This window comes from Azospirillum sp. UFLA03-27, from assembly GCF_059803775.1.
On sequence record NZ_JAUQTX010000161.1, the window covers coordinates 1 to 16,013 of the forward strand.

At 67.5% G+C, this 16,013-nt stretch carries 14 protein-coding genes; 8 read left to right on the plus strand and 6 right to left on the minus strand.

From position 1 onward, the window contains the following. Nucleotides 1-112 precede the first annotated feature (112 nt). From Q4I23_RS21505 to Q4I23_RS21525, 5 genes are all read right to left on the minus strand, one after another. The gene (locus Q4I23_RS21505) at nucleotides 113-982 is read right to left on the minus strand and encodes a glycosyltransferase family 2 protein (RefSeq protein WP_454021123.1); all 870 of its coding nucleotides are present in this window, start codon (nucleotides 980-982) and stop codon (nucleotides 113-115) included. A gap of 138 nt (nucleotides 983-1,120) precedes the next feature. Then, on the minus strand, nucleotides 1,121-2,167 hold the full coding sequence (locus Q4I23_RS21510) for a rhamnan synthesis F family protein (protein ID WP_454021124.1): 1,047 nt from the start codon (nucleotides 2,165-2,167) through the stop codon (nucleotides 1,121-1,123). 28 nt (nucleotides 2,168-2,195) lie between these two features. Beyond that, a complete protein-coding gene (locus Q4I23_RS21515; RefSeq protein ID WP_498527552.1) occupies nucleotides 2,196-3,995 on the minus strand; it encodes a class I SAM-dependent methyltransferase in 1,800 nt (599 codons plus the stop codon). Nucleotides 3,996-4,119: 124 nt separating this feature from the next. Then, entirely contained in the window at nucleotides 4,120-5,217 is a 1,098-nt protein-coding gene (locus Q4I23_RS21520; protein WP_498527553.1) for a hypothetical protein, read from the minus strand. A gap of 92 nt (nucleotides 5,218-5,309) precedes the next feature. After that, a complete protein-coding gene (locus Q4I23_RS21525; RefSeq protein ID WP_498527554.1) occupies nucleotides 5,310-6,755 on the minus strand; it encodes a DUF2142 domain-containing protein in 1,446 nt (481 codons plus the stop codon). Between the two features lie 123 nt (nucleotides 6,756-6,878). Between Q4I23_RS21525 and Q4I23_RS21530 the strand changes: the two genes are divergently transcribed. From Q4I23_RS21530 to Q4I23_RS21555, 6 genes are all read left to right on the plus strand, one after another. Then, complete coding sequence (locus Q4I23_RS21530; protein ID WP_498527555.1) at nucleotides 6,879-7,853, plus strand: glycosyltransferase family 2 protein; 975 nt, start codon at nucleotides 6,879-6,881, stop codon at nucleotides 7,851-7,853. 111 nt (nucleotides 7,854-7,964) lie between these two features. Further along, a complete protein-coding gene (cysD, locus tag Q4I23_RS21535) occupies nucleotides 7,965-8,870 on the plus strand; it encodes a sulfate adenylyltransferase subunit CysD (protein WP_454021128.1) in 906 nt (301 codons plus the stop codon). Further along, a complete protein-coding gene (cysC, locus tag Q4I23_RS21540; RefSeq protein ID WP_498527556.1) occupies nucleotides 8,870-10,744 on the plus strand; it encodes an adenylyl-sulfate kinase in 1,875 nt (624 codons plus the stop codon). The genes cysD and cysC overlap by 1 nt, the downstream gene beginning before the upstream one ends. Before the next feature lie 148 nt (nucleotides 10,745-10,892). Next, complete coding sequence (locus tag Q4I23_RS21545) at nucleotides 10,893-11,852, plus strand: UDP-glucuronic acid decarboxylase family protein (protein WP_498527557.1); 960 nt, start codon at nucleotides 10,893-10,895, stop codon at nucleotides 11,850-11,852. 501 nt (nucleotides 11,853-12,353) lie between these two features. Continuing rightward, a complete protein-coding gene (locus tag Q4I23_RS21550) occupies nucleotides 12,354-13,292 on the plus strand; it encodes a replication protein RepA (RefSeq protein ID WP_109067617.1) in 939 nt (312 codons plus the stop codon). A 105-nt stretch (nucleotides 13,293-13,397) separates the two neighbouring features. Beyond that, a complete protein-coding gene (locus Q4I23_RS21555) occupies nucleotides 13,398-13,937 on the plus strand; it encodes an HAD family hydrolase (protein WP_454020986.1) in 540 nt (179 codons plus the stop codon). 195 nt (nucleotides 13,938-14,132) lie between these two features. Here Q4I23_RS21555 and Q4I23_RS21560 read toward each other — a convergent pair whose 3' ends face one another. Next, the gene (locus Q4I23_RS21560; RefSeq protein ID WP_498527558.1) at nucleotides 14,133-14,660 is read right to left on the minus strand and encodes a transposase; all 528 of its coding nucleotides are present in this window, start codon (nucleotides 14,658-14,660) and stop codon (nucleotides 14,133-14,135) included. A gap of 26 nt (nucleotides 14,661-14,686) precedes the next feature. Here Q4I23_RS21560 and Q4I23_RS21565 point away from each other — a divergent pair, with 26 nt between their 5' ends. Next, entirely contained in the window at nucleotides 14,687-15,109 is a 423-nt protein-coding gene (locus tag Q4I23_RS21565) for a hypothetical protein (RefSeq protein WP_498527559.1), read from the plus strand. Further along, nucleotides 15,082-16,005, plus strand: a complete 924-nt coding sequence (locus Q4I23_RS21570) for a hypothetical protein (RefSeq protein WP_498527560.1) — start codon at nucleotides 15,082-15,084, stop codon at nucleotides 16,003-16,005. The genes Q4I23_RS21565 and Q4I23_RS21570 overlap by 28 nt, the downstream gene beginning before the upstream one ends. Nucleotides 16,006-16,013 lie beyond the last annotated feature (8 nt).

Sequence of the window (16,013 nt, forward strand, 5' to 3'; positions counted from 1 at the left end):
CCGTCGAGGACGGTGAATCACGCAGCCCAGTTGCCGTAAACTCCTTCTGAATCGGTAACCCCTGAAAGGGCTCTAATCCATTCACCGCCCGCCGCCGAAGACGGGCGCGCCGTCAGAAAGCCCTGACCGCGCAACGGGCCAGGAAGCGCGCGGTGCGCGTCGGGGACCAGGAGAAAGCGCGGCCGATGTGGCTGAGCGCCTTCGCATGGGCGTCCTCATGCACCGCGGCGACCGCCTGTTCGATGGCGAGGCTGGCGCGGAAGCGCCGCAGCCCGTCCGGACCGGCGACACGCAGCACGCGGTCGGTGTGCTGCCGGTCGAGGCGGTCGATGGCGATGGCGACCGGACCGGACCGTGCGGGCCGTCCCACATGCACGACCGCCCCCAGCACCGGCAGGCAATCGAAGGCGAAGCGTTCCATGCAGCGCAGGAGCCAGTCCCAGTCCTCAAGCCGGGGCAGCGTCTCGTCGAGCGGCCCAACGGCGACGAAACAATCGCGCCGCACCATCAGGGTGGAGCCAGGCGAGACGTAGCAGCCATCCAGAAGAGTCTCGAACCATGTCCCTTCCGGCTTCGGCCATCGCTTGGTGCAGCGTCCGGTCTCCTCACGGTGCAGAAGGAAGCCGGTGCACAAGGCCTGCGGCGCGTCCGGTCCGCTTTCCAAGGCATTGATCTGGGCGCGGAGTTTTCCCGGAAGCCATTCGTCGTCGGAGTCGAGAAAGGCGATGTAGCGGCCGCGCGCCGCCGCCACCCCCGTGTTGCGGGCCGCTGCCGCCCCGCGGTTGATCGCGTGCCGGATCGGACGGATACGCGCATCGCCGAAGGATTGGGGAATGTCCGCACTTCCGTCGGTGGAGCCGTCGTCCACGACGATCAGTTCCCAGGAAGTGACGTCCTGCACCTGCACGCTCTCAATGGCACGGCGCAGCGTATGAGCCCGGTTGAAAGCCGGTATGACGACGCTGACCAGTGGCTCTTCCATCGACGATCTCGTTCGCGGCACGGCAACCGTTGCGGTCCGACCATAGGGCAGCACCCTGCACGGCGGGAAGAGGCGACGCGCACCTTGCGTCGTTTTCCTTCGGACCAGCCCCCCTCCGCCTCTTGCTTGCGGATCCGGTCAGACGCTGCGGTTCTTCAGGGACAGTTCAAGATGACGCAGGATCAGCTCGGTGTCGTAGTCGCTCGATTGCTTCACCACCCGCTCCCAATAATTGAGCAGCGGAATGCGCGCCGGGTTCTTCTGCAACAGGTCGCGTTTCAAGAAGGGGAAGTCCATCTGGGCGATCAGATAGTCCCAGAAGAAATGCGTCCCGTTCAGCGGCACGCCGGCATTGATGGTCCGGAAAACCTGTTGGATGAACGTCTTTCGCACCGGGTCCATGCCATCACCGGCGATGTTGCGCTCCACCACCGCCTCGATCAGGGCGGTTGCCGCCTGACGATAAGGGAAGGCGGCGCGGCAGCGCAGGCCGGCGCGACGCAGCGCACGGGTCAGCCCGATCTCGTACTTGCGCACGATCCAGGTCTTGGACTGCACGTAGCGCAGCCGGTCCCAGAAGGCCGTGAAGGCGGGAGAGGCGAGCGCCGCCTTGTGGAACAGCAGGAAATAGCTTTGCAGGTGGAAGGAAAACTCCCAACTGTCCGACGCGCCCCAGACGTCGGCGTCCTGCGGGTCCATCCGCTCCAGCAAACCCGCCAGATGGTGCAGCGGGCCGTAGACGCTGTCGTTGGCGAGCAGCAGCATATCCAGCGCCGCCCGATCCGGAACGGCGGCGATGCCCTCCTTGTAAGCACCGAAGTCGTATCCGACGTTGTCGCGGCGGAGGATCAGCGCGCAGATGTCCCGCAGCGGCTCGACCTGGGATTCGGCCAGACGCGGGGAATTGCTGGAGAAGACGATGGCGAAGCCCAGCGCGTGGAGCTGGCGCAGATAATGCCACACGAAATCGTGGACGATGCCCTGCCGGTCGTAATGCACGAACACCACCACACGGCGCGCCCCGGCGAGCGGCACCCGCCCGTCCCAGCGCTCCCGCACGTAGCTGTCCTTGCGGAAGGTGCTGGCCGCGTAGGACACATAGCCCGCCATGATCTTGCATTGCACGATCGCCCAGGCGACCAGGAAACGCAGGCGGAAGGGAAGACGGATCAGGGTGCTCAGCATGGGGGCGTTTCCGTCCTCGGACGCGTGGTCAGACCGGCAGGCGCTGGGTGCGGACCAGAAGCTCCGTCCGCGCCCGCAGGTCGAGCGGCACGGACGGCAGGCCGGCCTCGGGCTTCAGCAGGCCGCGCAGGGCCTCGCCCGCCTCATCCTTCCTTCCGGCGTTGACCAGAGCCTGCCCCTGGTGGAACAGCGACGGCCACAGCAGGGCCTGGACGATCGGCGCGGTGGCGCGGTCGGGCAGGTCCAGGCAGGCCCGGTGGGCGCGCCCGAACAAGGCCGCGGCGCTCCGCGGGGCCTTGCGGTGGTTCAGCGTCAGGATACCGAGCGCGAAGGCGGTGGAGGCCAGAACGGCGCCGCTTTCCGGCAGGGCGGCTTCCACCGCCGCGGCCAGCCGGTCCGCCGCCTTGTACTGGCCGAGATTGACCAGATCCACGAAGATCTTGCGCTGCGCGTCCTCCAGGATGTCGCCGGGAATGCGCTCGCGCAGCAGCGGGCTTTCGAGAGTGCCGAGCGCGGCGGCGCCGTCCGCCGCCCGGTCCGGGGCGTCCCAGGCCAGCACATGCGGGATGTTGGCGCGGGCGCGCCAGGACAGCTCCTCCGTCTCGCCGTCGTCGGCGCCGATGACGTGCAGGGCCGCGCGCATCCGCTCCCCGGCGAGCGCCGACGCCTCGAACCATAGGGCGGCCAGATCGCGGCGCCCGTCGAGCTGCCAAGCCAGCATCCCGTGGAAATAGAGGATGCCGCACAGGTTGAAGGGCGCCGTCGCGTGGTAGGGCTCGACCCCCTGCGGCACCGGGGCGGCCTTCAAATGGGCCAGCAGGGCGGCGGGATCGGACAGGTCGAGATGGTCCCAGCGCAGGCGCAGCGCCTCCGCGACCTGATCGGCCGCACCGCGGGCTGCCGCGTAGTCGCCGGCGTGGGTCAGCTCCTTCAGCAGGCGGTAGCGGTAGCCCAGGCCGAGCGGCGACGCCGCGTCCAGCGTCGGGATGCGCGTCTCCAGGTAGGAGCGGTAGAGGCGGCGGTCATAGGGCCGGTCGAAATCGACCGACAGCGTCCCCGGCGAGGCGGCGGCCAGCAGCGAATGGCCCTGGTCGACCACGCGCACATCGGCGAAGCCGGCCCGGCGCAGGATCGTCTCCATCCCCTCCTTGCTGAACAGCACGAAATGATAGCCGGGGCTGAGCAGCGACAGCAGCGTGCCGGGCCGGGTGCCGGCGTGGATCGCCCCGGCGCTCGGCGTGGTCAGCATCAGAGTGCCGCCAGGGGTCAGCACGCCGCGCAGCAGCGCCAGCAGGCTGATCGGGTCGAAGACATGCTCGATGACCTCGGAGCAGAAGACGAGGTCATGGGGTTCCCCGGCGTCCTCCGGCTTCTCCAGATAGCTGTGCGCGATGTCCACGCCCAGCGTCTCGCGGCCCTCCTGGGCGCTGAAGCCGGGGTCGAAGCCACGGACCTGCCAGCCGAACACCGTGCGCGCGTAGTCGAGCAGAAGCCCGTAGCCGCAGCCCAGTTCCAGATAGCGCTTCACCTGCGACGGCTCGACCGAGGACAGCACGCGGGCCATGCTGTCGATTCCGGCGTTCTGTTCCAGGTAGCAGGCGACCAGCGGGTCGAACACGGCCTCGTAGGGCGGCTGGGTCAGAGTCGGGTAGGCGGCGGTGCCGCAGGCGCTGCACACCACCAGCGACTGGACCGGGTTCGGCGGCCAGGGCGAACGGACCTTCAGGCGTACCGGCTTGGCCGCCGCGTCGCCGCAGGCAGGGCAGACCGCCGGCATCGTCTCGCCGCCGTCTTCCCACGACACGGAATCCCAAGAGATCGTATCCATCAGTCCCCTGCCCTCGAAAAACGGTGCCTCGACATGCGGTCTCCGCCCGCAACGCTGCGGGATGACCTAAGGGAAACACTCGGCAAAGCGCAATGCCTTTGATGCCGCGCCCTTGATGCCGAGTTCAGCCGCGCTGCGGATAATGCTTGGCGCGGCTTTCCGACGTGTCGCGGTCGGTCGGCCAGGACACCGCGCCGTCCGGCAGGTCCCGCACCTTGCGCGCCAGCACGAAGGCACCGCCGAAGGAGGACACCAACGGCATCAGCGCCTGCGCCGGCTGGCGCTGGTCCGGATAGATGCGCACACGGCTGCTCAGCCCCGCGGCGATCACCTCGAACCCCATCGCCGGTCCGAACAGCACCTTCAGCCCTTCGTCGCTGAAGCGCCAGAAATCGTTCGGCTCCTCGTGCAGGGGCCAGGACTGATGCGTCAGGTGATAGGTCAGGCCGCCCACCTCCAAGGCCCGGTTCACGCCGTAGGCGAACAGCCAGGGCTGGGCCAGATGCTCCATCACCGACAGTGAGAAGACCGCCCCGGCGGCCCCCTTCCCGATCAGCTCGTGGATATAATGGGCATCGCCGACCACATCGACGTTGGGAGCGGCGTGGATATCCATGCCGATGTAGCGTTCCGCCCCGGCGAAGGCGGCGCGCAGCGGGCTCATCTGCGAACTGACCACGCGGGCGCCGACCTCGGCGACGACCAGCTTGCGCTCGTTCACCGCGCGCTGGAAATCCTCGAACGCCCGCTCCGCCGCGCCGTGCTCCGGCTTGGGGTCCTGCCAGACGCTGCCGTCGGTCAGGCAGTAGGGCTTGCGGCTGTCCTCCGGAGAACGGGGAAGCTCCACCGTCTCGACGAAACGGTCGTCGGCGGTGACGACCTCGAAGGTCACCGGCGTCCCGGCCCGCCAGGGAAGGTACAGCTTGAAGCCGCTCTCCGCGCTGTTGGGAAACTCCGCGTAATGGGGCAGCACGTCCGGGCGGGGCGCAAAGCTGACGATCTCATAGGCATCGTCCCCCGCGACCACGCGCAAGGTGAGGATCCTGCGCTCATAGGCGTGGATCCAGCCTTCCAGATAGGCGCCGTCGCGGTCGCACCAGAAGACCTCGATGGCATAGACGAAGGGCTTGCGCTGCGGTGGCGGCGCGGACAGGCCGCTCCTTGTCAGGGCGGCGCGGAGAGTCCTGGCGGCGAGGCGGAGGGCGGAAGGGCGCTGTTCCATGCGACTGTCCTGGAAGGCTCCGCAGGCGGCACCGCCACCGGCGCGGGAAGGAGAAACGGGCCGCAACAGATAGGCGTTGCGCGCGACCGCTGTCAATTCACGCCGGCTACCGGAACCCACAGCCTGTTCCAGGCCGCCAGCACGTCCAGCAGAACCGCGCCGTTCAGCGTCATGAAAAGGGCGAACAGCCCGAGCCGCAGCCCGTGGCGCAGGCGCGCCGGGGTCCAGGGACCCGCCGCCGCTGCGAGCGCCAGGACGACCAGAACCTGCGCCGGCAGGAAGTAGCGGCCCTGAAGTCCCAGCACCATGTCCGACCCGACCGGGGTGAAGCCGACCCAGAAGGCTGCCATGACGAGCAGCACATAGGCCGGGGCCGGCAGCAGATAGCCCACCCCGATCACCGGATCGCGGCGGCGGGCGCCATCGCACAGGGCCAGGGCCGGCAGGACCCACAAGGCAGCCAGGATCAGCCGGTCGTCGGCGTAGCCGCTCCAGGGCGGCGGGTGGCCGCCGTAGCGCCCGTAGCTGTCGCGCCACCACATGATCGCCCAGTCCCACGTGGTGGTGCCGAAGATCCGCAGCGCCTCCAGCGGGTCGGCGCGCATGGCCGCGATCTGCGCTGCCGGGTCGGCGGCGGTGCCCCAATAGGGGCCGGGGACGAAGGGATAGGCCATGTTCCACGACAGCGCGATGCCCAACGCGAGCCCGAGGCACAACGCGGTCAACGCGATCCGCCACCGCGTCCCGCCCGCCACCGCGCCCGGCAGATAGAACACCGCGGCGGCGAAGGGCGCCATGGTCAGCTTGAGGAAACCGAGCGCCGCCGACAGGGCCAGAAGCCCCGCCACCTCCCAAGCCCCGAGCGGTGCGCCGCGGGCGCGGAACCGCCAGACCAGAGCCAGCAGCAGGGCGGGAATCGTCAGGTTCAGGGGATCGGCGCTGAGCGAACAGGCGCTTTGCAGGGCGAAGGGCGACAGGGCGAGCGCCGTGAAGACCAGCCGGCCGCCGGGCAACGCCCACAGGACCGCCAGCACCATCAGCCCGTAGGCCACGGCGTTGCCGATCCGCCCCGCGTGCATCTGGTCGAGCGGACCCAGCCCCCAGGCGCGCGCGGCGGCGGTGAAGGCCGCCTGCGGGAGGTAGGCGAGCGGCGCGAAGCTGGCCGAGCTGGGAAAGGGCACCACCTCGTCCCGCGGCGGCAGGGTGGCGAGATGGTCGGACAGCGCGCGGGCCTGCGCGGCGTCGACCGGGGCGTGCTTCTGGATCAGCTCGATGTAATGGAGCATGTGGAGGTAGCTGGCCCGATCGATCGGCCCGCCCCAGGAGTTGGGGCCGAGCTCCTCCGCCAGGAAGTGCCCTTGGGCGATCTGCAGCACCCGCTGCCAGTGGAACGGCTCGTCCAGCCCGGCGTAGGGCGGGGTCTTCACCAGAAGCTGCGCGCTGAACAGCACGTAGAAGAGCGCCGCGGCGGCGTAGAGAAGTGCGGCGGCCAGCGATGGACCGGAGCGGGTCGGCTCATGCCGGGAGATCGTGCGCATGCGGCCGGGCATCCTCTCTTTTTTCTTCCTTCACGCCGGACAGGCGTTGCCCGGGATGGGGGGAGCGCGGTAACAGACCACATTCCCCTGGCGGCTGGAACGCCGAATCGCCCCCCACCGGCCATGATCCCAAGCGTCCGCATCATCACCGTGAACTGGAATGCCGGGGACCTGCTGCGCGCCTGCGCCGCCTCGGTGCCGTTGGCATTGACCGGCGCCGCCCCACTGGAAGGCATGACGCTGGAAGCCATGGTGGTGGTGGACAACGCCTCCACCGACGGGTCGGCGGACGGGCTGGAGACTGGCGCCCTGGTTGCAGGTGGCGGGCCGCTGACCGTCCTGCGCAACCCGGAAAACCGCGGCTTCGCCGCCGCCTGCAACCAGGGCGCCGCCGGCTCCCAGGCCGACTGGCTGCTGTTCCTGAACCCGGACACCCGGCTGTCGGACCGGTCTCTCGCCCCGGCGCTCGCCTTCCTGGCGGAGCCGGCGCAAGCGCGCACTGGAATCCTCGGCATCCGGCTTGTGGACGAGGCGGGCCGGACCCAGCGGTCCTGTGCGCGGGCACCGACGCCGGGCCGCATCCTCGCCCAGGCGATGGGGCTGGACCGGCTGGCGCCCAGCCTGTTCCCGCCGCATTTCATGACGGAGTGGGACCATTTGGACAGCCGCCCCGTCGATCAGGTAATGGGCGCCTTCCTGCTGATCCGCCGTTCCCTGTTCGAAGGACTGGGCGGCTTCGACGAGCGCTTCTTCGTCTATTTCGACGACGTGGATTTGTGCCTGCGCGCCCGCCGCGCCGGCTGGGAGGTGGTGCATTTCGCCGGGGCGGAAGCCTACCACCGCGGCGGCGGCACCACCGAGCAAGTGCGCGACCGACGGCTGTTCTACGCCCTGCGCAGCCGGATGCAGTTCGCCGCCAAGCATTTTTCCGCCCCCGCCGCCGCCTTGGTGGCGGCGGCGACCCTGATGGTGGAGCCGCTGACCCGGCTGGCCCACGCGCTCGCCGCCCGCTCCCCGGCGGACGCCCGCGCGGTGCTGCGCGGCAGCGTCCTTCTGTGGCGGTCCCTGCTGGGTTTCCCGACACGGCGGGCTGAGTAGGGCCGGCCGGCTTACACCGGCTGAACCGCCCCATCCCGCCGGCGGAGCCCAAACGGCCCGTTGATAAAGTGCATACACTTCACAAGGCGAAGCCGCGCAACCGGAGAACCGATGCCAACCCTGCCCGACGATCTCAGGCTCCTCGAAGCGGAATCCATCGCCATCCTGCGCGAGACCGCGGCCAGCTTCAGCAAGCCGGTGCTCCTCTATTCGATCGGCAAGGACAGCGGCGTGCTGCTGCATCTGGCGCGCAAGGCGTTCCACCCCTCGCCGGTACCCTTCCCGCTGCTGCATGTGGACACCGGCTGGAAGTTCCGCGACATGATCGCCTTCCGGGACGAGACGGCGCGGCGGTTAAGACTGAACCTGCTCGTCCACACGAACCAGGACGGGCTGGCCCGGGGCATCGACCCGATCCGGTCCGGTTCCTCCGTCCACACCCGTGTCATGAAGACCGAGGCGCTGCGCCAGGCGCTTGACCGGCACGGCTTCGACGCGGCCATAGGCGGCGCCCGGCGCGACGAGGAGAAGAGCCGCGCCAAGGAGCGCGTCTTCTCCATCCGCAACGCTGCCCACGCATGGGACCCGAGGGATCAACGGCCCGAGTTGTGGCGCCTGTGGAACACCCGCATCCGGCCGGGAGAGTCCGTCCGCGTCTTCCCGCTGTCGAACTGGACCGAAATGGACGTCTGGCGCTACGTGGCCGCGGAGGCCATCCCCGTGGTGCCGCTCTATTTCGCGGCGGAGCGCCCGGTGGTCCGCCGCTCGGGTGCGCTCATCATGGTGGACGACGGGCGGCTGCCGCTGCATCCCGGCGAGGTTCCGGAGATGCGCCGGGTACGTTTCCGGACGCTCGGCTGCTACCCGCTGAGCGGGGCCATCGACTCCGATGCCACAACTGTGGAGGACATCATCGCGGAGATGCGGGCCTCCCGGACCTCCGAACGGCAGGGCCGCCTGATCGACGGCGACGAGCCGGCCTCGATGGAGCGCAAGAAACGGGAGGGATATTTCTGATGGCGGGCTCTCCGACGGCCGGCTCCGGGCAGGGCCTGCTGCGCTTCCTCACCTGCGGGTCGGTGGATGACGGCAAATCCACGCTGATCGGGCGGCTCCTGCACGATGCCGGCATTATCCCCGACGACCAGATGGCACAGGTTCGGCGCGACAGCCGCGGCCGGCCGGACCAGGAGGGAGGGATCGACTTCTCCCTGCTGGTGGACGGGCTGGAGGCCGAGCGCGAGCAGGGCATAACGATTGATGTGGCGCACCGCTACTTCGCCACCGCGCGCCGCAGCTTCATCGTCGCCGACGCGCCGGGGCACGAGCAGTACACCCGCAACATGGCCACCGCCGCGTCGGGCGCGTCGCTCGCCGTGCTGCTGGTGGATGCGCGCAAGGGTCTGCTGCCGCAGACGCGGCGCCACACCATCGTCACCTCCCTGATGGGCATCCGCCACGTCATTCTGGCCATCAACAAGATGGATCTGGTGGACGGCGCCGAGGCGGTCTTCACCACCATCCTGCAGGACTTCACAGCCTTCGCCGGCCCCCTGAAATTCCGGTCGGTGACGGCGATCCCGCTGTCGGCACGGCGCGGCGACAACGTCGTCCACCGCTCCGCGGCCATGCCCTGGTACCGAGGGCCCACCCTGCTGGAGCGTCTGGAGAGCATTGCGGTCGAGGGGGGAGCGGAAGCGGACGATCCGCTGCGTTTCCTGGTGGAGTGGGTGAACCGCCCCGACCCGGATTTCCGCGGTCTGTCCGGAACGGTCCTGTCGGGACGGCTGGAGACGGGCGCCGCGGTGACGGTGTGGCCTTCGGGCCGGTCCGCCCGGATCGCCCGGATCGTGACCTTCGACGGCGACGTGGAACGGGCGCGGGCCGGCGACGCGGTGACCGTGACGCTGGAAGAAGCGGTGGACGCCGGACGCGGCGACCTGTTGAGCGGGCCGGGCGCCGCGCCGGAGGTGGCCGACCAGTTCGCCGCCCATCTTCTGTGGATGGCGGAGGAGCCGCTGATCCCCGGGCGCTCCTACCTGCTGCGCGCGGGCGCGCGGTGGATTCCGGCGACCGTCACCGCACTGCGCCACACGCTGAACGTGGAGACGCTGGAGCATGGGGCGGCCACCGTGCTGGAAATGAACGCGGTCGGCCTGTGCAACCTGTGCACGGCGGCCCCCTTCGCCTTCGATGCCTACGAGACCAACCGGCACACCGGGGCCTTCATCCTGGTCGACCGCTTTTCCAACCGGACCGTGGGCGCCGGCATGATCCGGCACCCGCTGCGGCGCGCCGCCAATCTCCACCGGCAGGAGCTGGCGGTGTCCACCGGGGAACGCGCGGCGCTCAAGCGGCAGCGCCCGGCGGTCCTGTGGTTCACCGGCCTGTCGGGATCCGGCAAGTCCACCATCGCCAACCGGGTGGAGCGGCGTCTGCACGCGCTCGGCCACCACACGATGATGCTGGACGGCGACAACGTCCGGCTGGGACTGAACCGCGACCTGGGCTTCACCGACGCCGACCGGGTGGAGAACATCCGGCGCGTCGGCGAGGTGGCGAAGTTGATGACGGAGGCCGGACTGGTCGTGCTGTGCGCCTTCATCGCCCCTTTCCGGGCGGAGCGGGAAGCAATGCGCTCCCTTCTGCCGGACGGCGCCTTCCTGGAGATATTCGTGGACACGCCCCTGGAGGAATGCATGCGGCGCGATCCCAAGGGGCTGTACGCCAAGGCGCGGGCCGGAACCTTGCGCAATTTCACCGGGGTGGATTCGCCCTACGAGGCGCCGGATGCGCCGGAACTGCGGCTGGACACGGTGGCGGAGGACGCTGACTCGCTTGCCGAACGGGTGGTGGAGCTTCTGCGCCGGAAAGGCATCGCCGGAGTTTGAACGGCCTTCGCCTGCGGAACGGTGGTCGCGGCATAATCGCTTGCCAAAGCTGTGGACTTGCGGCCATGTGCAAGAGTGCTTTCCATTCGGACACCGGCGGTGACGCCCGGTGTCCGAACCGCCCAGAGAAACTCTCCAGAGACAGTCCATGACCGGAATTCGTAGTTACAATCGGCGCGTCCTGGTAACCGGCGGCGCCGGCTTCCTCGGTTCCCACCTCTGCGAGCGGCTGATCGCCCGCGGCGACGAGGTGGTGTGCGTCGACAACTACTTCACCGGCTCACGGCAGAACATCGCCCACCTGCTGGGCAACCCGAACTTCGAAACGATCCGCCACGACGTCACCTTCCCCCTGTACGTCGAAGTGGACCAGATCTTCAACCTCGCCTGCCCGGCGTCCCCGGTCCATTACCAGCATGACCCCGTGCAGACGACCAAGACCAGCGTGCATGGCGCCATCAACATGCTGGGGCTGGCGAAACGGCTGAACGCCCGCATCCTCCAGGCTTCGACCAGCGAGGTCTATGGCGATCCCAGCGTCCATCCGCAGCCGGAGGAATACTGGGGCAACGTCAATCCGATCGGGCCGCGCTCCTGCTACGACGAGGGCAAGCGCTGCGCCGAGACGCTGTTCTTCGACTATCACCGCCAGCACAAGCTGCCGATCAAGGTGATGCGCATCTTCAACACCTACGGGCCGCGCATGCATCCCAACGACGGCCGCGTGGTGTCGAACTTCATCATGCAGGCGCTGAAGGGCGAGCCGATCACCGTCTATGGCGACGGCTCCCAGACCCGCTCCTTCTGCTACGTCGACGACCTGATCGAAGGCATGATCCGGCTGATGGACTCACCCGCCGATGTCACCGGGCCGATCAACATCGGGAACCCCGGCGAATTCACCATGCTGGAACTGGCCGAGCATGTGGTTGCGCTGACCGGGTCGCGCTCCGCCATTGAACACCGACCGCTGCCCCAGGACGACCCCAGGCAGCGCCGCCCCGACATCACCAAGGCCAAGAGCCTTCTGGAATGGGAACCCACCATTCCCCTGCGCGACGGGCTGGAACGGACCATCCACTATTTCCGCAGCCATTTCTTCGGCTGATGTGAACGAAGCCCCCACGAAAAGGGCCTGAAAGGGGAGGATGCCATCGGGCATCCTCCCCTTTTTTCTTGCCGCGGCTCCCTCATACCGCTCCCCACGAACCGGTCCAGGTTTGGAGTCTTGTCGCGCCCCCCTTCCCGACTCAGGCCGAGCCACCCGGCAGCCCGGAGCATGGACGGCACTCCCGGAGCACAAATCGCCGAGTCGCTGAGCGAATCGCTTCCGAAAGCGATTCGGAAACGTAGAACTGGAGTTTTGTCGCGTCGCCCCAAGCTTCCACAGGACGAACGGGTTATCCCCTGGAATGTTGTCGCGGGATTCCTGGACTCTTGTCGCGCGAATCGCGATTCTCTACTGGAGTCTTGTCGCTCAAACTAATAGGAGAATCTAGTAACCTTACTAATAGTCTGCGCGACAAGATTCCAAATTGCGGGTGTCAACCCGCCGTGTTATGGATCGGACCATAAGTCGACCCGGAACAAACGGCGAGAACAGCGCGCTATGGGCCAGTTGCATCGCCTGATCAGCCAAGTGGGCCGTGAACAGGCCAAAGCACTCCAGACCGACCCTGATCAACGGTCTCTGGTGGACATCGCGGCTGCGGTACTGGAAGAAGAACGCCAGGACCTTGGCATTACCTATTCAGGCTTTGCCTTGACCGCGCTTCCGCATCGACGCCTTCCCGACGACCAGCCTTGGGAAAGGCGCGGGCATCGGATTCGCTTGCTGATCGAGCCGGGCCGACTGCCTGTTCGTGGTGGCGGCTTCAAACTCTATGGCGTTCCCTATGGCAGCCGGGCGCGCATGATCCTGCTTTATCTACAGACACGGGCCCTCCAGACCGACAGCCGGGAGGTCGAGTTGGGCCGCAGCATGCACGACTGGCTCGACCGCATGGGCCTGTCGGTCGGTGGTCAAACTTACCGCGACATCCGGGAACAAGCGTCGCGGATCGCCGCCTGCAACCTGACCTTCGCCTGGGAAGACGCCAACAGCCTGGGCTTTGAAAAGGATTCGATCGTCAAGGGCGGCATCCATTTCTCGTCGGAACACAATTCCCCGCAAGGCACTCTGTGGGAAGACCGCGTTCTGCTTTCAGAAGCGTTCTTCCGCGAACTGAAAGCCCACCCTGTTCCGATCTGGGAACCGGCGCTACGCCATATCCAGAACAACAGCACCAGCATCGATATCTACATCTGGCTGGCTTACCGACTGCACAGCCTGAGCAAGTCCACGACCATCACTTGGCCCGCGGTGTTCGAACAGTTCGGCGCCGGTTATTCCCGTCTGCGTGATTTCCGGAAACGCTTCATTGAAGCGCTTCAGCTCGCTCTTGCCGTCTATCCGGAAGCCCGGGTCGATGTCGAGGATCACGGGCTGCTCCTGCATCCCTCACCCCCCCCTATTCCGGAACGGAAAATGACCCAGTTCATGCGCTGAACCGGGCTTGCGGGCGCGTTTAGGGACACGCGACAAGACTCCAAATAGCGCCGCGCAACGCCTCGCGACAACACTCCAAACCACCCCATTCGATCAGGGGCCTTCATGCCTTGCAAGGCGCTGCTGCTGGACCGTGATGGAGTCGTGAACGTCGACCACGGCTACGTCGGTGATATCGGCCGCTTCACGTTCATGAATGGCATCTTCCCCTTGGCACGGCACGCGGTGGACCGCGGTTTCCGGGTCGCCCTGATCACCAACCAATCCGGCATCGCACGCGGCTACTTCACCGAAGCCGAGTTTCTGCATCTGAGCGACTGGATGCGGGAAATGTTCCTGGCCCAAGGCGTGGAACTCGCCGGAGTTTTCCATTGCCCCTATCATCGCACCGGCAAGGTCGAGCGTTACACCCGCGACAGCTTCTGGCGCAAACCCAACCCTGGCATGATTCTGGAAGCAGCCAGGAGGCTGAACCTCGACCTCTTCCGGTCAGTGTTTCTGGGCGACCAGCCAACCGACATGGCTGCAGCGCAAGCCGCCGGGATCCCGCGGCGGATCATGCTGACGAAATCCGGCACGGTCCCGGAAGGCATGGCGACACTGACCATCCGGCAGCTTTCGGACCTGATCCCCCATCTCGCCTGACGGGCATGCCGCAAGGCCGGCGCGTCGCCTGCCCAGGCGAAATGGGGCAAGCGTGTTCAATCGAACACCTCGATAAACCGCCCCTGAGCGCGGGTTCATGCCGATGAGGGGCCACGCGGATGGAAAAGCGGCGTTTTTTAGGGGCTGAACTCTCGGTTTTGGCTGAAAAGGCGGAAGTATGCGGCGGTTTTGGCGCTATACGGGCGCAGTTCGCCCCTCAAGCCAGATCAGGCGTCGGAAGTTGCAGGCGAGGTTGGCGAAACCGATCTTCACCGTCGCGCGGGCGAGGCCGATGGTGCGGATGAACAGCCCCATGCGCGCCTTCTGGGCGGCGAACACATGCTCGACGGCCGAGCGCACCGCCGAGCGGGCGCGGTTGGCACGCTGGTGGGGCTCCGGCATCGGCCGGCTCCTCGGCTTGCGGAAATGCACCATGCTGCGGCGACCCGCTGCCGCAATGGCCGCTTCGTTGGCCTTGGAGCGGTAGGCGCTGTCCGCCCATATCCGGCTGTCGAAAGCGTCCGGGTTGAGCAGGCCCGGCAACTGCGCGCCGTCGTGCCGCGCCGCGTCGGTGACGATGAAGCGCCGGATCAGATGGAACCGGCGGTCGATGGTGATGTGCGACTTGTCGCCGACCGCCGGGATCAGAAGCCCCTCCACCATGTGCGCCTCGGACCCGTCGAGCGTCGGTCCCGGCTTCGCCTTGACCCGCCCCCGCTTCACCGTCCAGCGCGCCTGCCAGGCTACCGATGCAACGTTATGCGGATTATCTCCGGCTGCTGTCCTCCCTGGCCCCGGCCATCCTGTTCTGCCCGCTGGAAACCCACGCCGATCCGGCCACCCAGGATTTCATCGACGGCAAGAGCGACATCAAGATGCTGGAGTGCCTGGCGACCGGCTTGGCCGGCGCCTTCAGCGCCGCGGCGCCCTTCGCCGACAGCACCCTGCGGGCCGGTGTACTGCGCGACAACACATACCAGTCCTGGTACGACGGCCTGTGCACGGCGCGCGAAACGCTCATCGGGGGAGGCGAGGAGCCGATGATCCCGGACGACCGCCAGATCGGGCGCCGGGCTCTCACCTCTTCCTCTACACACCCCTGTCGATCCGGCGCGCGCTGCGCAAGGCCGGCTTCAACCATGTCATGGTGGAAGTCAACGGGTCAGGACTGACCGCCTTCGCGTCGGATGCACCGATCACATTGTCCTCGGCGGGGGGTGCGGGCGGGCATGCGTCCGTCTACGCCCGCTATCTCAAAGAGCGCATGCGCGTCTCGCCACCGGGCGGGCCGGTGTGGAACGGTGCCGCAGCACGGCTTTTCCGGCACCACGCCTTGAGCGGCCGGTTCCTGGAAGCGTTGGAACTCTACGGCACGCTGGCCAAGGCCTATGAAGAGAGCTTCGGGATCGACCTGCTGCGGCCCCGACGGATTCCCATCGGGTCCTGCGATCCCACTGGCGGACCGGGCCGGCCAAGGCGCGCACCGTACAACCTTGCCTCGGTCCTGTTCACGCGGGGTCTACTGGCGCGGTGCCTGCCGGCGCAGGACTCGCTGGAAACCTTGGCCTTCCTGCGGGTGGCGGAACGCCTGGCGGTGGAGATGGGGGGCGCTCTGCAGGCCGGCGGGCTGTTCGACGGGGATTTGGAGAACACCGTCTTTCAGGCACGCTGCGAGGCCGTCGATGCACTCTGGCCGATCGACCCCGACGCCGCCATCGAGGCGCTGGTGTCTCTGGGGCGGCCGACGGGAAGCCGTTTCGACGGCCAGACGGTCGTTCCGCTGGTCCTGCGCCTAAACAAGGCCGCCCAGCTGTTCGTGCGGCTTGTCCATGACGGCGATTATCGGTTGGCCGTTCGCCTGTTCGATCTTTTCGAAGATCAGGAACTGGTGGAGCAGTCCTTGCCGAAGGACGGCACCCTTCTGCATCTGGCTTTCTGTCTGGCGATCCTGGACTTGAACGTCTACGCCCGGCAAGACCGTGTCGTGGACCGGCTGCGAGATCGTGTCCCAAGACGTGGTGTAGCTGAGGAGAACCGGCCCGCCGAAGCGCCCCCAGAGCTGGCGTAGGCGGGCCG

What these genes read in the sequence shown, in the direction of transcription:
- Q4I23_RS21510 (WP_454021124.1), bottom strand. Translation starts at nt 2,167, where the DNA reads ATGCTGAGCACCCTGATCCGTCTTCCCTTCCGCCTGCGTTTCCTGGTC.
- Q4I23_RS21505 (WP_454021123.1), bottom strand. Translation starts at nt 982, where the DNA reads ATGGAAGAGCCACTGGTCAGCGTCGTCATACCGGCTTTCAACCGGGCT.
- Q4I23_RS21520 (WP_498527553.1), bottom strand. Translation starts at nt 5,217, where the DNA reads ATGGAACAGCGCCCTTCCGCCCTCCGCCTCGCCGCCAGGACTCTCCGC.
- Q4I23_RS21570 (WP_498527560.1), top strand. Translation starts at nt 15,082, where the DNA reads ATGGTGGAAGTCAACGGGTCAGGACTGACCGCCTTCGCGTCGGATGCA.
- cysC (WP_498527556.1), top strand. Translation starts at nt 8,870, where the DNA reads ATGGCGGGCTCTCCGACGGCCGGCTCCGGGCAGGGCCTGCTGCGCTTC.
- Q4I23_RS21565 (WP_498527559.1), top strand. Translation starts at nt 14,687, where the DNA reads ATGCAACGTTATGCGGATTATCTCCGGCTGCTGTCCTCCCTGGCCCCG.
- Q4I23_RS21545 (WP_498527557.1), top strand. Translation starts at nt 10,893, where the DNA reads ATGACCGGAATTCGTAGTTACAATCGGCGCGTCCTGGTAACCGGCGGC.
- cysD (WP_454021128.1), top strand. Translation starts at nt 7,965, where the DNA reads ATGCCAACCCTGCCCGACGATCTCAGGCTCCTCGAAGCGGAATCCATC.
- Q4I23_RS21550 (WP_109067617.1), top strand. Translation starts at nt 12,354, where the DNA reads ATGGGCCAGTTGCATCGCCTGATCAGCCAAGTGGGCCGTGAACAGGCC.
- Q4I23_RS21525 (WP_498527554.1), bottom strand. Translation starts at nt 6,755, where the DNA reads ATGCGCACGATCTCCCGGCATGAGCCGACCCGCTCCGGTCCATCGCTG.
- Q4I23_RS21530 (WP_498527555.1), top strand. Translation starts at nt 6,879, where the DNA reads ATGATCCCAAGCGTCCGCATCATCACCGTGAACTGGAATGCCGGGGAC.
- Q4I23_RS21515 (WP_498527552.1), bottom strand. Translation starts at nt 3,995, where the DNA reads ATGGATACGATCTCTTGGGATTCCGTGTCGTGGGAAGACGGCGGCGAG.
- Q4I23_RS21555 (WP_454020986.1), top strand. Translation starts at nt 13,398, where the DNA reads ATGCCTTGCAAGGCGCTGCTGCTGGACCGTGATGGAGTCGTGAACGTC.